General features: G+C 61.1%; 17 protein-coding genes and 1 pseudogene. 11 read left to right on the top strand and 7 right to left on the bottom strand.

The genetic code is table 11. The features are described from left to right. Positions 1-72: 72 nt before the first annotated feature. The 7 genes from TK49_RS03710 to TK49_RS03680 form a co-directional block, all read right to left on the bottom strand. On the bottom strand, positions 73-810 hold the full coding sequence (locus TK49_RS03710; RefSeq protein ID WP_045785502.1) for an amino acid ABC transporter ATP-binding protein: 738 nt from the start codon (positions 808-810) through the stop codon (positions 73-75). Beyond that, positions 797-1450 (bottom strand): amino acid ABC transporter permease, encoded by a 654-nt coding sequence (locus TK49_RS03705; protein WP_045785501.1) that lies wholly within the window; start codon positions 1448-1450, stop codon positions 797-799. Before TK49_RS03705 ends, TK49_RS03710 begins: the two co-directional genes overlap by 14 nt. Next, positions 1447-2172: an amino acid ABC transporter permease gene (locus TK49_RS03700; protein WP_045785500.1), complete on the bottom strand. Its 726-nt coding sequence runs from the start codon at positions 2170-2172 to the stop codon at positions 1447-1449. The genes TK49_RS03705 and TK49_RS03700 overlap by 4 nt, the downstream gene beginning before the upstream one ends. A gap of 68 nt (positions 2173-2240) precedes the next feature. After that, entirely contained in the window at positions 2241-3068 is an 828-nt protein-coding gene (locus tag TK49_RS03695) for a transporter substrate-binding domain-containing protein (protein WP_045785499.1), read from the bottom strand. Continuing rightward, positions 3065-3874: a FadR/GntR family transcriptional regulator gene (locus tag TK49_RS03690; protein ID WP_045785498.1), complete on the bottom strand. Its 810-nt coding sequence runs from the start codon at positions 3872-3874 to the stop codon at positions 3065-3067. The genes TK49_RS03695 and TK49_RS03690 overlap by 4 nt, the downstream gene beginning before the upstream one ends. Positions 3875-4201: 327 nt before the next feature. Then, entirely contained in the window at positions 4202-5401 is a 1200-nt protein-coding gene (locus tag TK49_RS03685; RefSeq protein WP_045785497.1) for a DUF2252 family protein, read from the bottom strand. Between the two features lie 282 nt (positions 5402-5683). Then, a complete protein-coding gene (locus tag TK49_RS03680; protein WP_045787729.1) occupies positions 5684-6052 on the bottom strand; it encodes a hypothetical protein in 369 nt (122 codons plus the stop codon). Positions 6053-6458: 406 nt separating this feature from the next. Here TK49_RS03680 and TK49_RS03675 point away from each other — a divergent pair, with 406 nt between their 5' ends. The 11 genes and pseudogenes from TK49_RS03675 to TK49_RS25195 form a co-directional block, all read left to right on the top strand. Next, positions 6459-7385: an HNH endonuclease gene (locus tag TK49_RS03675; protein ID WP_240479914.1), complete on the top strand. Its 927-nt coding sequence runs from the start codon at positions 6459-6461 to the stop codon at positions 7383-7385. A 464-nt stretch (positions 7386-7849) separates the two neighbouring features. Then, positions 7850-8164: a hypothetical protein gene (locus TK49_RS03670; protein WP_240479912.1), complete on the top strand. Its 315-nt coding sequence runs from the start codon at positions 7850-7852 to the stop codon at positions 8162-8164. 295 nt (positions 8165-8459) lie between these two features. After that, entirely contained in the window at positions 8460-9272 is an 813-nt protein-coding gene (locus tag TK49_RS03665; RefSeq protein WP_045785496.1) for a DUF6216 family protein, read from the top strand. Between the two features lie 56 nt (positions 9273-9328). Continuing rightward, on the top strand, positions 9329-11170 hold the full coding sequence (locus TK49_RS03660) for a type I restriction-modification system subunit M (protein ID WP_045785495.1): 1842 nt from the start codon (positions 9329-9331) through the stop codon (positions 11168-11170). Then, complete coding sequence (locus TK49_RS03655; protein ID WP_045785494.1) at positions 11167-12504, top strand: restriction endonuclease subunit S; 1338 nt, start codon at positions 11167-11169, stop codon at positions 12502-12504. The genes TK49_RS03660 and TK49_RS03655 overlap by 4 nt, the downstream gene beginning before the upstream one ends. Continuing rightward, positions 12501-13436, top strand: a complete 936-nt coding sequence (locus tag TK49_RS03650) for a DUF5655 domain-containing protein (RefSeq protein WP_045785493.1) — start codon at positions 12501-12503, stop codon at positions 13434-13436. Before TK49_RS03655 ends, TK49_RS03650 begins: the two co-directional genes overlap by 4 nt. 50 nt (positions 13437-13486) lie before the next feature. Next, positions 13487-16408, top strand: coding sequence for a type I restriction endonuclease subunit R (locus TK49_RS03645; protein ID WP_240479910.1), 2922 nt, complete (start codon positions 13487-13489; stop codon positions 16406-16408). Positions 16409-16460: 52 nt separating this feature from the next. Continuing rightward, positions 16461-16832, top strand: a complete 372-nt coding sequence (gene tnpA / locus TK49_RS03640; RefSeq protein WP_004633552.1) for an IS66-like element accessory protein TnpA — start codon at positions 16461-16463, stop codon at positions 16830-16832. Next, positions 16820-17164, top strand: a complete 345-nt coding sequence (tnpB, locus tag TK49_RS03635; RefSeq protein WP_146049720.1) for an IS66 family insertion sequence element accessory protein TnpB — start codon at positions 16820-16822, stop codon at positions 17162-17164. The genes tnpA and tnpB overlap by 13 nt, the downstream gene beginning before the upstream one ends. 62 nt (positions 17165-17226) lie before the next feature. Next, complete coding sequence (gene tnpC / locus TK49_RS03630; RefSeq protein WP_009238807.1) at positions 17227-18756, top strand: IS66 family transposase; 1530 nt, start codon at positions 17227-17229, stop codon at positions 18754-18756. 30 nt (positions 18757-18786) lie between these two features. Further along, positions 18787-19020, top strand: a pseudogene (locus TK49_RS25195) (hypothetical protein); the annotation flags it as partial. Between the last annotated feature and the right edge of the window lie 32 nt (positions 19021-19052).

Here is a 19052-nt window from a genome sequence, read left to right as displayed (position 1 = left end):
AAGGGGCTTTGTGCGCCGGGCGCGCAGACAGCGCGGCCAGCCATCGCAAGTCACCCGAGGCGCTTTCCGGCGCTACTGCACCGCCCCAATGAACGCCGCCAGCTCCGCCGTCTTCGGGTTGGCGAACACCTCCTTGGCGGGGCCGCTTTCATGGATCAGCCCCTGGTGCATGAACACGAGCTGATCGCCCACATCGCGCGCGAAGCGCATCTCGTGCGTGACCATGATCAGCGTCATGCCTTCGGCGGCCAGTTGCTTCACCACGGCCAGCACCTCGTTGACGAGCTCCGGGTCGAGCGCCGACGTGATCTCGTCGCACAGCAGCACCTTCGGCTGCATGGCCAGCGCGCGCGCAATGGCCACACGCTGCTGCTGGCCGCCGCTGAGCTGGTCGGGGTACGCATCAAACTTATCGGCCAGGCCCACCTTGGTCAGCATCTGGCGCGCGAGGTCATTGGCGTCGGCCTTCCTCATGCCCTTGACCACCACGGGCGACAGCGCCACGTTCTCGCCCGCCGTCAGGTGCGGAAACAGGTTGAACTGCTGGAACACCATGCCCACGTTCAGGCGCAGCGCGCGCAGTTGCGCGGGCGTGGCCTGCGAGCCCTTGAGCACCGCGTTGTCGACCACGATCTGCCCGTCGTCGATTGCCTCCAGCCCGTTGATGGATCGCAGCAGCGTGCTCTTGCCCGAGCCGCTGCGCCCGATGATGGCGACCACCTGGCCGCTTTCCACGCGCAAGTCCACGCCCTTGAGCACATGGTTGTTGCCGTAATGCTTGTGTACGGCGCACAGATCAACGAGCGGCATAGAGCTTCTTTTCCAGATGAGAGGCACAGAGCGACAGCGGCCAGCACAGCGCGAAATACCCCAGCGCCACCAGCCCATAGATGAGGAACGGCTGGAACGTGGCATTGGCCAGCACCGAGCCCAGCTTGGACAGATCTTCAAACCCGATGATGGACGCCACCGCCGTCCCCTTGACGATCTGCACCGAGAACCCGACCGTGGGCGCAATCGACAGGCGCACCGCCTGCGGCAGCACCACGTGCCGCATCTGCTGGAAGTAGCCCATCGCCAGGCTGGAAGACGCTTCCCACTGCCCGCGCGGGATGGCCTCGACGCAGCCGCGCCACACCTCGGCCAGGTAGGCGCTGGTGTACAGCGTCAGGCCGATGGCGGCGGCCGTCCACGGCGACATCTCGAACCCCGCCATGGACGCCCCGAAGAACACCAGGAACATCTGCATGAGCAGCGGCGTGTTCTGGAAGACCTGGATGTACGCCTTGCTCACGCGCTGCAGGCTGGCGTTGCGGCCCACGCGTGCAAACAGCACCACCAGGCCAGCGGTGCCGCCCAGCACAAAGGCCATGAGCGACAGCACCAGCGTGGCAAGCAGGCCCTCGCCAAGCTTGAGCAGGATGGGCAACAGAGGGATATCGGCGATCATGCGGCGGTCTCCGCAGGCGTGGTCGCAACGGTGCGCACGGCAGCGGGTGCCGCGGGCGCCCGGCGCACCACCACAAAGCGCTGCCCCACCCACGCCAGCAGCTGGCGCAGCAGCAAGGCCAGCGCGAAGTACAGCGCGGTGACGATCAGGTACGTCTCAAACGCGCGGAAGTTGCGCGACTGGATGAAGTTGGCGGCAAACGTCAGGTCCTGCGCGGCGATCTGCGAGACGACCGACGTGCCCAGCATCACGATCACAATCTGGCTGCTCAGCGCGGGCCACACCTTCTGCAGCGCGGGCCGCAGCACCACGTGCCGGAAGATCGCCCAGCGGCCCATGGCGAGCGCGCTGGCCGCTTCCAGCTGGCCGCGCGGCGTCTCCTGTATGCCCGCGCGCACGATCTCGGTGATGTACGCGCCGAGGTTGACCACCGTGGTGAGCAATGCGGCCTGCCACTCGTTGATCTGCACGCCGAGCGACGGCAAGCCGAAGAACACGAACATCAACTGCACGAGAAACGGCGTATTGCGGATGGCCTCCACGTACGCCTTGAAGAGTGCGTTGAACGGCCGGAGGCGCCACGCGCGGCACACGCCCCCGGCGATGCCGATGGCGCCGCCCGCCAGCGCGCCCGCCGCCGTGAGCGCGAGCGTAAAGCCCACACCCTGCGCCAGCTGGCCGCTGTAACCGAAGACCGCGCCAAAGTCGAATTGATAAGCCATAGAAAGATCCCGGATGCCGGGCCGCCGCACGTGGCCGCTGGTGTGCGGCCCATGCGGATGCGGCGTGCTTACAGTTGGGTGGGCAGCGGCATCTTGATCCAGCGCTGCGACAGCTCGTTCAGGCGCCCGTCCGTCTTGAACTTGGTGATGGCGGCGTTCACCTTGTCGAGCAGCGCGGTTTCACCTTTGCCAACGCCCACATAGCACGGCGTGTCTTCCACGGGGAACTTCAAGTCGAGCTGGCGCAGGCGCGTGCGCTCGTTGACCGCGTTGGCCACGATGTTGCCCAGCGTGACGAGCTGCACCTGGCCGATCAGGTAGCTCTGCGCAGTGGCGTTGTTGTCTTCATAGCGCTTGATGGTGGCGGAGGCCGGCGCCAGCGCCGTGAGGGCGAGGTCTTCCGTCGAGCCGCGCGTCACGCCGATCGTCTTGCCGGCCAGGTCTGCAGGCTTCTTGATCGACATATCCTTCGGGCCGTACACGCTCTTGGGGAACGGCGCATACGCCTGCGTGAAGTCGATCACCTTCGCGCGCTCGGGGTTCTTGCCGAGGCTCGAGATGACGATGTCCACCTTGCCCGTGGTCAGGAACGGAATGCGGTTGGTGCTCGTCACGGGCACCAGTTCGGCCTTCACGCCGAGCTCTTTGGCGACGAGGTTGGCCATGTCGATGTCATAGCCCTGCAGCTTGAGATCCGGACCGAGCGAGCCGAACGGCGGGAAGTCGTTCGGGATCGCCACGCGGATCACGCCGGCCTTCTGGATGTTGGCGAGCGCATCGGCATGTGCCGGGCGGCCGGGCAGCAGCGCAGCGACCGCGCTGACCGCCATGGCGGCGTAGAGGAACGTGCGGCGCGACGTGGAGCGCAGGGTGTGGCGGACGGCAACGCGAGTCATTCAAATACTCCTTCAGATTCAGAAATGGAGACGAGGCGAAAAGAAATCGGCGCGTAGCGCAAAGGCTCGGGCAAAGGCTCCGGCGCTGGATGCTGCGAAGGCTGCGGCGCGCTCAGGTCGATGCCGCTGCGGCGTGCGGCGGATAGAAGGTGGGCGCGCATGGCCTCTGCGCTGGCGGCGGCATCGCCTGCGGCAATGGCCTGCACGATGGCGTCGTGCTCGTGCGCGGGGTGGTCGTCTGCGCCATTGCGCGCAAACGGCAGGCGCAGGCTGTGGCCGATGGCGTGCTCCAGCTGGCCCGCCATCGCCATCAGCCCCGGGTTGCCCGACAACTGCGCGAGCAGCAGGTGGAAGTGCAAATCCGCCTCGGCCGCGCTCAGCAGGTCATTGCGCGCCAGCGCATGGGCCAACTGCTGTTGCAGCCATTGCAGGTGGCGCAGGCCGGCGGCATGCATGCGGGCGGCGGCCAGCGCTGTCCAGCCGGGCTCGAGCACCAGGCGCAGGTCGATCAACTGACGCGGCGACAGCGTGCCCAGCGCCGGCGTGGCAAACGAGCGGTGCATGCGCTCGGCACTCGCCCCTTCTGCGCCAAACTTCTGGCCGCGCACCACCACGCCGCGGCTGGGCAGGATGTCGACCAGGCCCAGCGTCTCGAGCACCGTCAGCGCCTCGCGCAACGACGCGCGGCTCACGCCCAGGCTTTCTGCCAGCTCCCGCTGCGGCGGCAGGCGGCTGCCGCTCGGGTAATCGCCGCTGAGGATGCGCCGCTGAAGTGCCTGCGCGACGGAGGAGGGAATGCTGTCCATGGGCCGGATTGAAGAAAGACACGGTCGTGGTCTGACCGGTCGCCCACCCCTTATGCGAGTTTTGTGCCATGCAGCAATGTGCGGTGTGCGGGGCCGACGTGCGAGCGGTTGATTGCCTGGGCTGCGCTCTCGAGCGAGGGCTGCGCTGCGGGACGGGGCAGCGAAAGCTTGCAGTTGGTGCGCAATGGCACCGGTTTGGACCGACCGCCGTTTGGGGCAAGCGAAGCCCGGCCACGCATTGCGGAGGCAGCGCAGCCGCGCCGCTATCGTGCCGTCACCAGAAGCGGGACCACAGCGGCCGCGATAGACAAGTTGGGGCCATGCCGCCTACCGCGCCCACGCGCGGCAATGCTCGAGATACTGCCGTTCGTGCAGGCCGATCAGATCGACAATCGACGTCCAGAGCCAGAACGGTGCGTCGATCGATTTGCCATGGCGTGACTTCAGATCGCGGCGCCATGCGAGTGCGACATCGCGCGGCATCTGCTGCCCATGCGCCAGGCCGACCACGTGGCCGAGGTACGTCGCCAGCGATACGGCGTCGCGGCTGCCCAGCGTTTCGACGTCGAGCTTGAGGTCTTGCGGCAGCAGCTCGCGCACGAAGAAGCTTGTGCCAAGCATGCGCACCCACGCCATGCGGTTGCCCAACTCGGGGCAGACGTGGCGCGCCCCGGTAACCACGCGTTCGCCGTTGTGCCGCGGCATGTCTGCACCCGGTGCGCGAGGTGCGGCGGGCGCCACGGCCTCCTTGAAATCGAGCAGGCGATACGGGCGTTCGGCACACCCCTTGGCCGAGACCAGCACCGCATAGCGCCCCTTGCCGAGCGAGCTGCAGCCCTTGACCCAATAAGCCGCGTCGACGATTTCCGCATCGTCCCGATGGCTGCCGTAAAGATGGCCGACCAGCTCCAGCAGCCCGGGCTCATGCGTCAGCCGCTTCAGTTCGCGCTGCTCTTCACGCGCCAGCGGCCAGAAGCGCTTGCCCAGCGGGATCGTGGGCGACGCGTCTTCCAGCCGGTCGCGGGCGAGCTGCTTCCACGTGCGCGCCGTGGCGGCCTTCATGGCGGTATGCACAGCGGCCGGCCGCTCGGGCCGCGACATGCCGCCGTCGGGATCGATGCCGTCCAGATAGCCCGTCATCAGGCCTTCGACCATGCGCGCGGTGACGATGCCGGGCAAGTCTGAACCGCGCGCCGCCGTAGCGAGGGACACGCCCAGCCGGATGAGGTCGTGCGCAGGATTGCCGATGACCGTCTGATCGAGATCCCGAATCTGGATGCTCGTGCTGCCCCGCATGTCGCCAATGGGCCCGAGATTGCCGACATGGCAGTCACCGCAGATCCAGATGCTGGGCCCTTCGGGCAGCAGGTGTGGCTGCACCGTGGCCAGCCATTCGTAGAACTTCTCGGTATTGCCGCGCACGTAGCTGTGCACCGACCTGGCCATCTTTGCCTGCCGCAGACGCATGAGGACCGGGCCACGGTCTTGGGGCTTGACGGCTTTGGTGGGGCGCTTTTGCTCGGGCATGCCTGCCTCCTGTTGTGTCATGGGACATGCAGGTGCATGTTTCTATGCCGTAGCAGTAAAGGGGCCTGCATGGTGTGGGCGGCTCGGCCATGGCGGAGCCGCCTGCGGTGGGCGAGCGGGAATACGTTCAGCGTTACGGAAGCGGCAAGCACAAGGCGTTGATCGAGCCGGAGCCGGTGCGCGCTACGGTGACTTGGTTGCCTGGGTATCGGAGAGAGGGGCGTCACGGGCGTTAATCGGACCTGGCATTCCCGCCCGTCACGGGAATGCGTCAATCTGTTGTTATTGGCTGTAGCCACGCCGCTCTATGGCGGCTAGCACGTCCCACGATTGCGGATCGACATCGCGGCCCCCGAGCGACATCGATACGTACGCATCAATCGCATCCATAAAGCCTTTGATGAAGGCCGGCGGGAACGCGTGTGCGGAGAGGTGTTGAAGCTCCTCACGCAGCATGCCCGGGCGGCATTGGCCGTGGCTGCGCATGGCGGCGCGTGTGCGCCTGAGATACGCCTGCGCTGCGATTGCGCCGTTCAGATAGGTGCGGTTTTTGGTGAGCGTGCCTGCGTCAGACGACGTGGGCGCGTGCGTGGCTGGTTCAGGCGGAGATACATAAGACGCGGGGCGGTGCCCGCTGGGATTTGCAGTCATGACAGCCTCTCTGGGTTGATGGAGGCTCGCCATCTCGTCGCCAGACGGGGGTGGCGGGCCTGACGGCGGGGCTGGCGAACCGACCCCCAGAGAAAGCCGGCAGACCCGAAGGTCTCCCCACCCGGCCCGCCATAAGGGCATGCACGAGTGCATACGGACGAGACCGCTGCGGCGGGTGTCCGTCTTCTCTGGTATTGCCATGTCAGGTCGCCAAACCCGGCTGCCGTTGGTGCGGCAGCGCTGGGGATTATACGAAAGCGAAGCGCAAGAGCAGCCCCTAATTTCCGGCGGGAAATGTGCACACGGATTGAAGACGCAGGGCTTGCGCAACGGAGGGCACCGCTCAGCGCGGACTAGCGTGACATAAAATGGGCACAAAAATTTACAGCCAATCCGGGGGGATTGCATGCTGCCCAGTAACGACCAGGAGACCGTTCAGCCCAAGGCTGCAACGGCGACCGAGATTCCCGAGTTCGTCATCGGGAAGGCCTACAACCGCAAAAAAGAGATCACGGGAAAGTTCGGAGGCAGCGGCCAAAGCGGCATCGCGCCCTCCCGACAATCCCCGGCCATCTTTCTGTTCACGGGGACTGGCGGGCAGCACGGCTACACAGACGAGTTCGACGCATTTGGTTACCTGCACTACGTTGGTGAGGGACAGCTGGGCGATATGAAGATGACGAAGGGCAACCTCGCCATTGCCTCTCACGCGAAGGACGGCCGCGCACTGCATGTCTTTCGGATGACCGGCAAGGGGAAGCCTTGCGTCTACTTGGGCGAGTTCGCTTGTGACTCGCACTTCATCAAACGGGACGTGGACCGCAACGGAACCGAACGAGATGTGATTGTGTTTCGGCTCATGCCGGTATCGAACACGCTGCGTCGCGAACTTGACGATCTGCCCGATCCAGACGACGGCGGCACGACGAAGGCCGAGAGCCCACCAGCGGACCTGTCGGCGTTGAGGCAAGCGGCGATTGCTGCATGTCAGCCCGGTGGCCCCATCGCAGACCCGAAAGAGACTGTGCGGATCGCATACCAGCGCAGTGCCCGCGTTAAGCGATATGTCTTGGCGCGGGCGCAGGGCCACTGCGAACTTTGCGAGGCGCCGGCACCGTTCAATCGCAAAAGCGACGGCACACCGTATCTCGAACCGCACCACATCAACAGGCTTTCCGATGGTGGACTGGACCACCCGAAGTACGTCGGTGCCATCTGCCCTACGTGTCACCGCCTGATTCACTTTGGCGAGAACGGCCAACACCGAAACGACGAGCTACGCGCTCGCATCGCGGCAAAGGAAGCGCCGTTCGGCGGCGGCAACGCTCACTAGCTTTCTGTCAGTCCCGCACCATCGACGGCCTGAGACTAGCGCTCCACCGTCAGACCGTGGAGCGCCACTCTCAAAGAGTCGCGCTTCAGCCTAAAACGGTGAAGCTCGAGCCTCCGACGGTCGCACTTCACCCTCAAACACTGAAGTCTCACTGTCTGAGGGTGGAGGTAGTCACCCTCGAACACTGAAGCGGGAGTGTTTGAGCCTCGCACTCCACCGTTTGGCACTGAAACGTCACGCTTTGAGAGTCAGGCTCGACTCTCAAACACTCGAACTCGACTGTCCATGAGTCGAGCGTCACTCTCCAACACTGAAGCGAAACAGGCGATGACCAAGCGGTTTGCTTCGGAGCACGCCGGTCCAATTGTCAAATGTCGCCGCTTGCATTGCTACCAAGGCCGCGGCACGCCAATCTCGCCCGATTGTGCCAACCGGCATAACGTTGCCAACCAAAAAGGATTGCAATGTCACAAAACCTGATTTCGTTTCAGCCAAGCCCTGCGGACCTGACCGCCGTTGACGCGGCACTGAAGACACTGGAAGAGAAGCTCGCTGGTCTATCGGTCGAGCAACGCAGCACGCTCATGAAGATGGGCGACAAGTCGGAAGCGTTTTGCCGTAAGGCTGTGGAAGTGTTGGGTAACAACCCGGGCGTGTTGCCGGCTAACTTCAGCCTTGCTGAGCTGCGCCGCGACCTTGCTGGCTTTGACACGCTCCGCCTCGCTTGGTCCGCATTGAAAAGCTCTACGAAAAGATGCGCGACTCGCAGCTGGCGCTAGGCAGCGATTTGATGACGGGTTCGCTGGAGGGGTATGCCTTCTTGAAGGTGGCTGGTAAGGGAGAAGGGCTGGATGCGGCTCGACAGGCGTTGTCGGCTCGGTTTAGCCGGGGGCCTAGGAAGAAGGTGGAGGCGCCTGCGGAGTGAGGTGATGGGTTGTTGATGGTTTGAAGCGAGCCGCCCATTGGGCGGCTTCTCATTTTGGTGCCCAGAAACTGCCATACCCTCTTCCAGTTGGGCAGAAAATCCATGAAAAATCTCGGAAAATATGACCCTGTTTCCCCTAGGATAATTCTATGGATTACTTCTCATCAATACTTCCTAGCTCGCTGTCTGCGAAGCTCCTAGGCACGCTTCTATCGCTCGGTTCTCTGTTACTGGGATTGCTCATCTACTGGCGGCGTACCGATTCGCTACACGCAGTGTGGGAGCGAGTGTGGCGCGTCGTGGCAGGGAGCACTGAAGTCCAAGACCCGCGCCTACGCTCGTTCATGCAAGAGATGCGGGATCTCGAGAAATTCAGGCTTATCTATGGCTTGAAAATCACCAATATGGCAGATATGCAGCGACTCATTAGATGGGTTCGCCGCCACAGACTTGATATGTCGGCGCTGCAGAAGGCCAGACGGTGGGTAGACATTGCAAATCCGGACATCATTTCACCGCCGACAAACGGCTATTTTTTTTGGAACGGATTGGGCTATCTTCTCGCAGCCCTATTGACCGGGAGCGCTGCCTTCGTCGCCGCATCCCCAGCGATACTGAAAATGAATCCATCGGGAATATGGTTCAACTCTGACGGAACGACTGTCGGGCATGTCTTCCGAGGAGAGACATTCAAACTTGACCAATGTTCTTCGGTGAGATCGAACATGCAAGAGTCGTTCGGTTTTTCTGAGTCGGAGGTCAAGGCGATTTGTGAGGGGTATGTAAATGGTGCGCTCATGCAGTCAGTGTCTAAGGCGCAAACCACGCAGAAATGGCTTGGCGCGGTGGCAACTAGCTTGGCAGCGATCTGGCTAACGGTTACCGCTCTACACATTCGTAGCGGAAAAGCCGCCCAGCGCATTAAGGACCGTATCTGCCGGGCACCGGCCCAGACGCCTTAGAATTCCGGGCTACCGATGCAGACCCCACCGGCTACGCTCACTCACAGGCAACAACAATGAACCATCAAGCACTTTCCTCGTTCATCTGGTCGGTCGCAGACCTACTTCGCGGGGACTACAAGCAATCCGAATACGGGCGCGTCATTCTTCCGTTCACGGTACTGCGGCGCTTGGACTGTGTGCTGGAATCGACTAAGGCCAAGGTATTGGCTGAGTTTGAAGCTAAGACGAAGGCTGGCGTGAACCCGGAGCCGTTTCTCTTGCGCAAAGCTGGCCAGAGCTTCTACAACACCTCACCGCTAGACTTGGCCAAGCTGCTTGGCGATCAAGATCACATCCGCCAGAACCTCTACGCCTACTTGCAAGCCTTTTCACCGGCGGCGCGCGACATCTTCGAGCGCTTTGACTTCCATACGCACATCGAGCGCCTAGCGAAGGCCAACCTGCTCTACCTCGTAACGGAAAAGTTCGCCAACATCGACCTGCACCCCGAGGAGGTCGACAACGCGAGTATGGGCCTAGTTTTTGAGGAGTTGATTCGCAAGTTCGCGGAAATCTCGAATGAAACCGCAGGGGAGCACTTCACGCCGCGCGAAGTTATTCGACTGATGGTGAATCTGTTGTTTGTCGAAGATAGCGAAGAACTCACCCCCGGCAATGCGGTTGTCCGCACAATCTACGACCCCACAGCAGGCACGGGCGGCATGTTGTCCGTCGCCAGCGAATACTTGCACGAACACAACCCGCAGGCGAGGCTGACGGTGTACGGCCAAGAGCTCAACGATGAGTCCTATGCGATCTGCAAGGCAGACATGCTCATCAAGGGACAAGACGTTGCCAACATCGTTGCTGGTAACACGCTGAGCGACGACGGCCACGCCGGCCGCAAGTTCGACTATATGCTCGCCAACCCGCCGTTTGGCGTGGAATGGAAGAAGGTCGAAAAAGTGGTGCGCGATGAGCATGAGAAGAGAGGCTTTGATGGCCGATTTGGCCCTGGGCTTCCGCGCGTGTCCGATGGATCGATGCTGTTCTTGATGCACCTCCTGTCTAAGATGCGCCCGGCGCAGGAGGGGGGCAGCCGCTTTGGCATCGTCCTCAACGGCTCACCTCTTTTCACTGGCGGCGCGGGTAGCGGGGAGAGTGAAATCCGGCGCTATGTGCTGGAGAACGATTTGGTGGAAGCCATCGTCGGCTTGCCAACCGACATGTTCTACAACACGGGCATTGCCACCTATGTGTGGATCTTGTCGAACCGCAAACCGGATGACCGCAAAGGCTATGTCCAGTTGATTGATGCCAGCAGCTTCTGGCAGAAGATGCGCAAGAGCTTGGGCAGCAAGCGCAAAGAAATGAGCGAGGAACACATCGCCACTGTGACGCGCTTGTTTGGCGATTTCACTGAAGCGGAATTGGTGACCCCCCTAGATGCCGACGGCAAGCCCGTTGGCGAACAGCGGTTGATAACGAATACCGACACGCTGCCCACCGCGCCGAAAGGCGGCAGGCTCAAGCGCGTGCCTATCGCCCGCATCTTCAAGAACGAAGACTTCGGGTACACCTCCATCACAGTCGAGCGACCGCTCCGAGATGAGAGCGGCAAAATCGTCCTTGGCACCAAAGGTAAGCACAAGGGCAAGCCCCAGCCTGATAGCTCGCTACGCGACACGGAGAACGTTCCCCTTGGAGAAGATATCTCGACGTACTTCAAACGCGAGGTGCTACCGCATGCGCCAGATGCGTGGATTGACGAGGAGAAGACCAAAGTCGGCTACGAGATTCCGTTCAATCGGCATTTCTACGTGTTCGAGCCGCCGCGTAGTTTGCACGCGATTGATGAAGACTTGAAAACCGTGTCGGCCAACATCATGAAGATGCTCGAGGAGTTGGCGGAATGAGTTTGCCTAGGTATGCGGCATACAAGGACAGCGGCAGCGAATGGCTCGGGGAAATTCCCGATCATTGGCGTATCGCACCACTGTGGACACTATTTCGCCGTATCAAGCGCAAAGGCCATGAGGATGAACAACTGCTGTCCGTCTACAGGGACTTTGGAGTCATCCCGAAGGCCAGCAGAGATGACAATTACAATAAGCCCTCTGACGATTTATCCGCCTACCAACTCGTCACGCCGGGGGACCTAGCGATCAACAAGATGAAGGCTTGGCAAGGATCTGTGGCCATCTCTGAGCATCGCGGAATCGTTAGTCCGGCCTATTTTGTCTACGCTGCCATACATCAAGAGAGCCCAAGGTATCTCCACTACCTACTTCGCTCACCGCGATATATCGCGGGATACCTTGCCATCTCGAAGGGCATTCGGGTCAACCAGTGGGACCTCGAACCGCAATATCACTCCCGCGTTCCTGTGGCCCTCCCGCCTAAAGGCGAGCAGGCGACCATCGCTGGCTTTCTAGACCGCGAAACCGCCAAGATCGACGCGCTGATCGCCGAACAGGAAAAGCTCATCGCCCTGCTGGCCGAGAAGCGCCAGGCCACCATCTCGCACGCCGTCACGCGCGGGCTCAATCCGGATGTGCCGATGAAGGATTCTGGCGTGGCGTGGTTGGGGATAGTTCCCGCTCACTGGATTATGGGCGGCCTAACGAAATTTATCGGCCCTGTTGTCGACTATCGCGGTCGTACACCAACCAAAGGCGAAGACGGAATGTTCTTGGTGACCGCAAAAAACATCCGCAATGGCGCAATCGACTACGAAGCATCGGAAGAATATGTTGACGCTGAAGAGGCTGCCGCGCTACTCGCACGAGGAGCGCCAGAAAGAGGCGATGTGTTATTCACAACCGAGGCGCCGCTTGGTCAAGTTGCCCAAATTGACCGTACCGACATAGCGCTCGCACAGCGAGTCGTGAAATTTCGCGGCTTGCACGGTGTGCTGGACAACCGCTTCCTGATGTTCTGGCTGATGGGCGCGAGCTGCCAGGCGCGATTAGAAATGCTAGCAACGGGCTCGACAGCGCTTGGCATCAAAGCTAGCAAACTCGGCATGATTGAGTGCCTAGTGCCGCCAATAGAGGAACAGAAGGCGATTACCGCTTATATCGACGTCGAAGTCGTGAAGATCGACCTTCTTGCCGCCGAAGCGCAACGCGGCATCGGGCTTCTGAAGGAGCGCCGCAGCGCTCTCATTACCGCAGCCGTTACCGGCCAAATTGACGTACGCGGCGTGATGAAGCAACAGGCCCACACCGAGGAAGTTGCCACTGCATGACTGACATCCAGCTATTTCGCCTTAGCAACGGGTGCGCCACTGAACTGTCCGGTCATGCCGCACCGTTGGAGAAGACACTGCAAACGCTCTTCGAGCGCCAAATGGAAACGCTGTTGGGCGTGCGCCTCCTCGCGAGCGAATACGCCACCGGCAAAACACATCGGGGCCGCATCGATTCCCTAGGGCTGGATGAAAACGGCTGCCCCGTCATCATCGAGTACAAGCGCCACAGCAACGAGAACGTCATCAACCAAGGGTTGTTCTATCTCGATTGGCTGCTCGACCATCAAGCTGAGTTCCGCTGGCTGGTAATGGAAACGCTCGGCAAGGAGGTGGCCGAACGTATCGAGTGGAGCGGCACACGGCTCCTGTGCATCGCATCGGATTTCACCCGCTACGACCAACATGCGGTACAGCAAATACCGCGCAACATCGAGTTGCTGCGCTACAAGCAGTTTGGCGACGATCTGCTGTTGCTAGAGTTGGTAAATGCGCAAAGCGTGCCGGATGCCGCCGCTGTCAAGCCAGCGAGCGATGCTGATTCATCGGAACTGCCCGCAACTCCGAAGCCTGCTGGCAAGGACAGATCGCTTGCAGAGCAATTAGAGTTGGCAACCCCAGAAATCCGTGTGCTCTACACGCAAACCTCCGACTACCTCATTGCGTTAGGCGAAGACGTGCAGGAGAAAAGGCTCAAACTCTATACCGCGTTCCGACGGCTGAAAAACTTTGCTTGTCTGAAGGCATCGTCCACCCACCTAAAAATCACTCTTAAGCTCGACCCGACCACAGTGCAACTCGAAGAAGACTTCTGTCGCGACGTAAGTCAAATCGGCCATTGGGGCACAGGCGATGTCGAGGTGACATTGCGCGACGCAACAGATCTAGAACGCGCCAAGCCATTGCTTGACCGCAGCTACGCAGAAAACTGAGCGAAACCGAACGCCGGATAGAACAACACAAGGAACACGCCGGAAACGCCATGAGCCAAACCAATCTGCACCAGGAACACCACTTCGAAACGGAAATCTGCGAGCACTTGGCCGCCAATGGGTGGTTGTACTCGGCAGGCGATGCAGGCCTATTTGACCGCACCTCCGGATTGTTTCTGCCGGATTTGCTGGCGTGGATAGAGACGACACAGCCCGACAACTACCAACGCCTCACGAAAACCCACGGCGTGGCATTGCAGCAAGTGTTGGCCGAGCGCGTGCGCAAGAACCTGAACGAGCGCGGCACGCTAGATGTGCTGCGACGTGGTGTGGAAATGCTGGGCTTGAGAGAACCGCTAGAGCTGGCGCAGTTCAAGCCCGCGCTGGCAATCAACCCGGCCATTCAGGCGAAGTACGCTGCAAACCGACTTCGCGTCGTACGACAGGTGTGTCACTCGCCAAACCACCCCAAAGACGAATTGGATTTGGTGTTGTTCCTCAACGGCATTCCGGTCGCAACGGCGGAGTTGAAGTCGGACTTTACGCAAAGCGTGTATGACGCGGTGGATCAATACCGCTTTGACCGGAATCCGCAACCGAAAGGCGGCGTCGCCGAGCCGTTGTTGAGCTTTCCGGGTGGTGCGTTGGTACATTTTGCGGTGAGCCAATCGGAAGTGATGATGACCACGCGATTGGCTGGCCCGGCAACGCACTTCTTGCCGTTCAACCGAGGCAACCATGGCGGTGCGGGCAACGCGGCCAGCCCGAACGGCTTTGCCACTGCATATTTGTGGGAAGAGGTGTGGGCGCGAGAAAGCTGGCTGGACATCCTGCACCGCTATCTGATTGGCAAGCGAGACGACAAGAAACAGCTCAAGAGCGTGATCTTCCCGCGCTATCACCAGCTTGATGCAACCCGCAAGCTGGTGGCGGACGTGCTCGAGCGAGGCGCAGGGCAACGCTACCTCATCCAGCATTCGGCAGGCTCCGGCAAGACGAACTCTATTGCCTGGACAGCACACTTTCTTGCTGACCTGCACGATGCCGAGCACAAGAAGATGTTCGATAGCGTGCTGGTGGTGTCCGATCGCACGGTACTGGACGCGCAGTTGCAAGAGGCCATCTTTGACTTTGAGCGCACAACCGGCGTGGTCGCCTCCATCACGAACGAACACGGCAGCAAGAGCGGACAGTTGGGGCAAGCGCTCAAAGACGGCAAAAAGATCATCGTTTGCACCATTCAGACTTTCCCGCACGCACTGAGCGAGGTGCAGAAACTTGCTGCGACAGAGGGCAAGCGATTTGCCGTTATTGCGGACGAGGCGCATAGCTCGCAAACGGGGGAATCTGCCGCCAAGCTCAAACAGTTGCTCTCAGCAGAGGAATGGGCAGACCTGCAAGACGGCGGTGAAATCGATACGGAAGCACTCCTCGCGGCGCAGATGGATGCGCGCACCGGGGCGAAGGGGCTGACGTATGTAGCCTTTACGGCTACGCCAAAGCAAAAGACGTTGGAATTGTTTGGGCGTCCAGGAGCGGATGGGTTGCCGGAGCCGTTTCATGTGTATTCCATGCGCCAGGCAATCGAAGAAGGTTTCATCCTCGACGTGCTGAAAAACTACACGACCTACAAGCTAGCGTTCAAGCTGGCCCACAACGGGCAAGAGCTGGATGAGAAGCAGGTCGAACGCAGTGCTGCCATGAAAGGCATCATGCAGTGGGTTCGGCTGCACCCCTACAACATTGCGCAGAAGGTACAGGTCGTGGTCGAGCACTATCGCGAGAATGTCCAGCCGCTGCTGAATGGAAAGGCGAAAGCGATGGTGGTGGTGGCCAGCCGCAAAGAGGCTGTGCGGTGGCAGAAGGCGATTCGTGCCTACATCGCAAAACAGAACTATCCGCTGGGGGTGCTGGTGGCGTTCTCTGGTGAAGTGGATGACCCGGAGAGCTTCCCTACCCCAGTAACGGAGACGAACAAGGACTTGAATCCGGGCCTGAAAGGGCGCGATATCCGAGACGCCTTTGCGGAGCCCGAGTATCACCTTCTGCTAGTCGCCAACAAGTTCCAAACGGGCTTTGACCAGCCGTTGTTGTGCGGCATGTACGTCGACAAAATGCTCGGCGGTATTCAGGCGGTGCAAACACTTTCTCGCCTGAACCGCGCCCACCCAGGCAAGGACACGACCTATATCTTGGATTTCGCCAACGATGCCGGCGAAATTCTCAAGGCGTTCAAGACCTACTACGAAACCGCCGCGCTGGAATCCACCACCGACCCGCATCAGGTCTACGACTTGCGCGCGAAGCTTGATGCGGCTGGCTACTACGACGACTTCGAGGTTGAGCGCGTAGCGAAGGTTGATGCCGACCCGAAGTCGACGCAAGCGCAGCTGAGTTCAGCGATTGCCCCTGTAGCGGACCGTTTGCTGCGTCGATACAAGGCTGCACAAGCGGACATGAAGAGCGCAGAGGAAGCGAAAGACGCTGCCGCCTCCCAAACGGCAAAGGATGCACTTGAAGCACTGGTTCTATTCAAGAACGATATGGGCGCCTTTTGCCGGCTCTATGCGTTCTTGTCGCAAATCTTCGACTACGGCAACACGGACATCGAAAAGCGTTTCGTGTTTTACAAGCTGTTGATTCCGCTTCTCGAGTTCGGGCGCGAGCGAGACACGGTTGATCTAACCAAGGTTGTGCTCACGCATCACAACCTGCGGAATCTCGGCCGGCAGCCGCTAGACCTGAAGCATGGAGAGAACCCCAAGCTTCCGCCGATGGACTCGGTGGGTAGTGGCGCTGTTCAAGACAAGCAACGAGCTTTCCTTGACGAGATCATCAGCAAGGTCAACGGCTTGTTCGAAGGTGAGCTGACTGATGACGATCAGCTCGTGTATGTGAACGGTGTGCTCAAGGGCAAGTTGCTGGAGAACGAGACGCTGGTGCAACGTAAGCACCCGGTGAACCCGTCTTGAAGGGGACCCGCGTAGCAAGGAGCATCGTGTCCATCTAGTTCTAGGTGGACACGTGGACACTATCGAAGAGAGCGCGCCAATACGGCGCCGACGTCGGCATAGCGCCGAGTTCAAGGCCAAGGCAGTGCAGGAGTGCATGCAGCCGGGTGTTTCGATCGCGGCGATAGCCCTGCACCATCGCCTCAATGCGAATCTGCTGCGGCGCTGGGTCGCCGAGCAGGAAGCAAAGAATGGCGCGCCTGAGGACCGCGAGTTGATGAGGGTGCCGCAAGGCGAGTTCATCCCGTTGCGGATCGGCGAGCCGACCACTGCCGTGCCGGACATCCAGATCGAAGTCCGCCGTGGCGCGACGACGATCAGTCTTCGCTGGCCGGGATCGGCCGCAGCGCAGTGCGCCCAGTGGCTGCAAGGGTGGTTGCGTTGATTCGGGTGGACGCGATCTGGTTGGCCGTGGAGCCGCTGGACATGCGCGCCGGTACCGAAACGATCCTCGCGCGGGTCGTCAAGGTGTTCGGCGCGGCACGCCCCCACCACGCCTACCTGTTTGCCAATAAGAGTTCGACGCGCATGAAGGTGCTGGTCTACGACGGCTTCGGCATCTGGCTGGCCGCGCGGCGCCTCAACAAGGGGCGCTTCATCTGGACGAACGGCGACCAGGCGATCGCCACGGCGCTCAATCCCGAGCAATTGCGTGCGCTGGTGACGGGGCTGCCTTGGCAGACGCTCACCCACGACCACGCGATCACGGTCGTGTAATACCCCCAAAGCCGTAAACTGGCTTCCTTCCAGAGGACTTGGGGTTCTGGCAGACTCGCCGCATGAACCTACCCACCAACCTCGATGCCCTGAGCCCGGACGAACTGCGCACACTGGCTGCGCAGTTGATGGCCCAGGTCGGCGAGAAGGACCGGGAGTTGCGGTACCGGCAAGCCAAGATCGACCAGCTCACACACGAGCTGGCCATCCACAAGCGCTGGAAGTTCGGCAAGCGCAGCGAGCAACTGACATCTGAACAGGCGAGTCTGCTGGACGAAGCCATTGACGCAGACCTCGAGGCGATTGAGACCGAACTGGAAGCGCTCCTGCCGTCGTCCAAATCTGAAGCCAAGAGCAAGCCCAAGCGCCAGGCATTGCCGCCGCAGTTGCCGCGCACCGACATCCACCACGAGCCGGACGCAGAGACCTGCACCTGTGGGTGTGCGCTCAAGCGCATTGGCGAAGACATCAGCGAGAAGCTGGACTACACGCCGGGCACGTTCACCGTGGAGCGTCACATCCGCGGCAAATGGGTGTGCGATCAGTGTGAGACGCTGGTGCAGACGCCGGTGCCACCCCACGTCATCGACAAAGGCATCCCGACGGCCGGACTGCTGGCACATACGCTGGTGTCCAAGTTCGGCGACCACCTTCCCCTGTATCGGCAGGAGCGCATCTATGCGCGCGCCGGTCTGGCCATCCCGCAATCGACACTGGGCGCGTGGGTGGGCATCTGTGGCGTGCGTCTGCAACCGCTGGTGGACGCCCTGCAAGAAGAGGTTCTGAGCCACGGTGTTCTGCACGCCGACGAAACGCCAGTGCAGATGCTCGCGCCCGGCAATGGCAAGACGCACCGCGCCTACCTGTGGGCCTATGCGCCGAGCGAGTTCGAGAAGATGCGCGCGGTGATTTACCAGTTTGCGCCCAGCCGCAGCGGCGAGCACGCTCGCGCGTTCCTGGGGCAGTGGCAAGGCAAGCTGGTATGTGATGACTTCGCCGGCTACAAGGCCAGCTTCGACGGTGGCGTCACTGAGATCGGTTGCATGGCCCATTCGCGGCGCAAGTTCTTTGAACTGCACGACAAGCACAAGAGCGAATTGGCGGGCCAGGCACTGCGCTACATGGTGAGCTTGTACGAGATCGAGGCGCAAGTGCGGGATGCTGAGCCAGACCAGCGCCTGGCAGCGCGGCAACAAAGGGCTGGCCCGATTCTAGAGCGGCTGCACGCCTGGCTCGAGGAACAGCGACGCCGCGTCCCAGACGGCTCGGCGATCGCGCGGGCCATTGACTACAGCCTCAAGCGGTGGCCGGCTCTCGTGCGTTACCTCGACGACCCGACGGTGCCCATCGACAACAACCACGTCGAGCGACAGATCCGGCCGGTTGCCCTGGGTCGCTCCAATTGGTTGTTTGCAGGCTCACTGCGCGCCGGTCAACGCGCGGCTGCCGTCATGAGCCTGATCCAATCGGCCAAGCTCAACGGGCACGATCCCTACGCCTATCTGAAAGACGTCCTCACGCGACTGCCGACCCACAAGGCGGCCGACATCGCCGAACTGCTCCCGCATCGCTGGACGCCCAGCGCCACCTAGCTGGCAAGACGGGTTCACCGGGTGCTTACGGTGCAACAAGCGATGAGCAACAGTAAGGAGCAGTTTGCTAACTCGCCTGATCTGAAAGATGCACTTATGCACGCAATCATGGATGCGCTGGAGGCGCATACGACTATGAGTACGCAGGCGCTGGGGTCGGAGCGGGTTAGGGAGGGGTTGAAAGATATTCTGCTCGGGCCCGCCCAGTTATATGAATCGCTACGGTCAAAGAGCGCTCCCTCGGTTGACCCCAGGCAAGATTGACCAGCTTCAGCAGCCGATACGCCCGTCAGGAG

This window comes from Ralstonia mannitolilytica (assembly GCF_000954135.1).
GTDB lineage: Bacteria > Pseudomonadota > Gammaproteobacteria > Burkholderiales > Burkholderiaceae > Ralstonia > Ralstonia mannitolilytica.
This window is presented reverse-complemented; position numbering and strand designations above follow the sequence as displayed.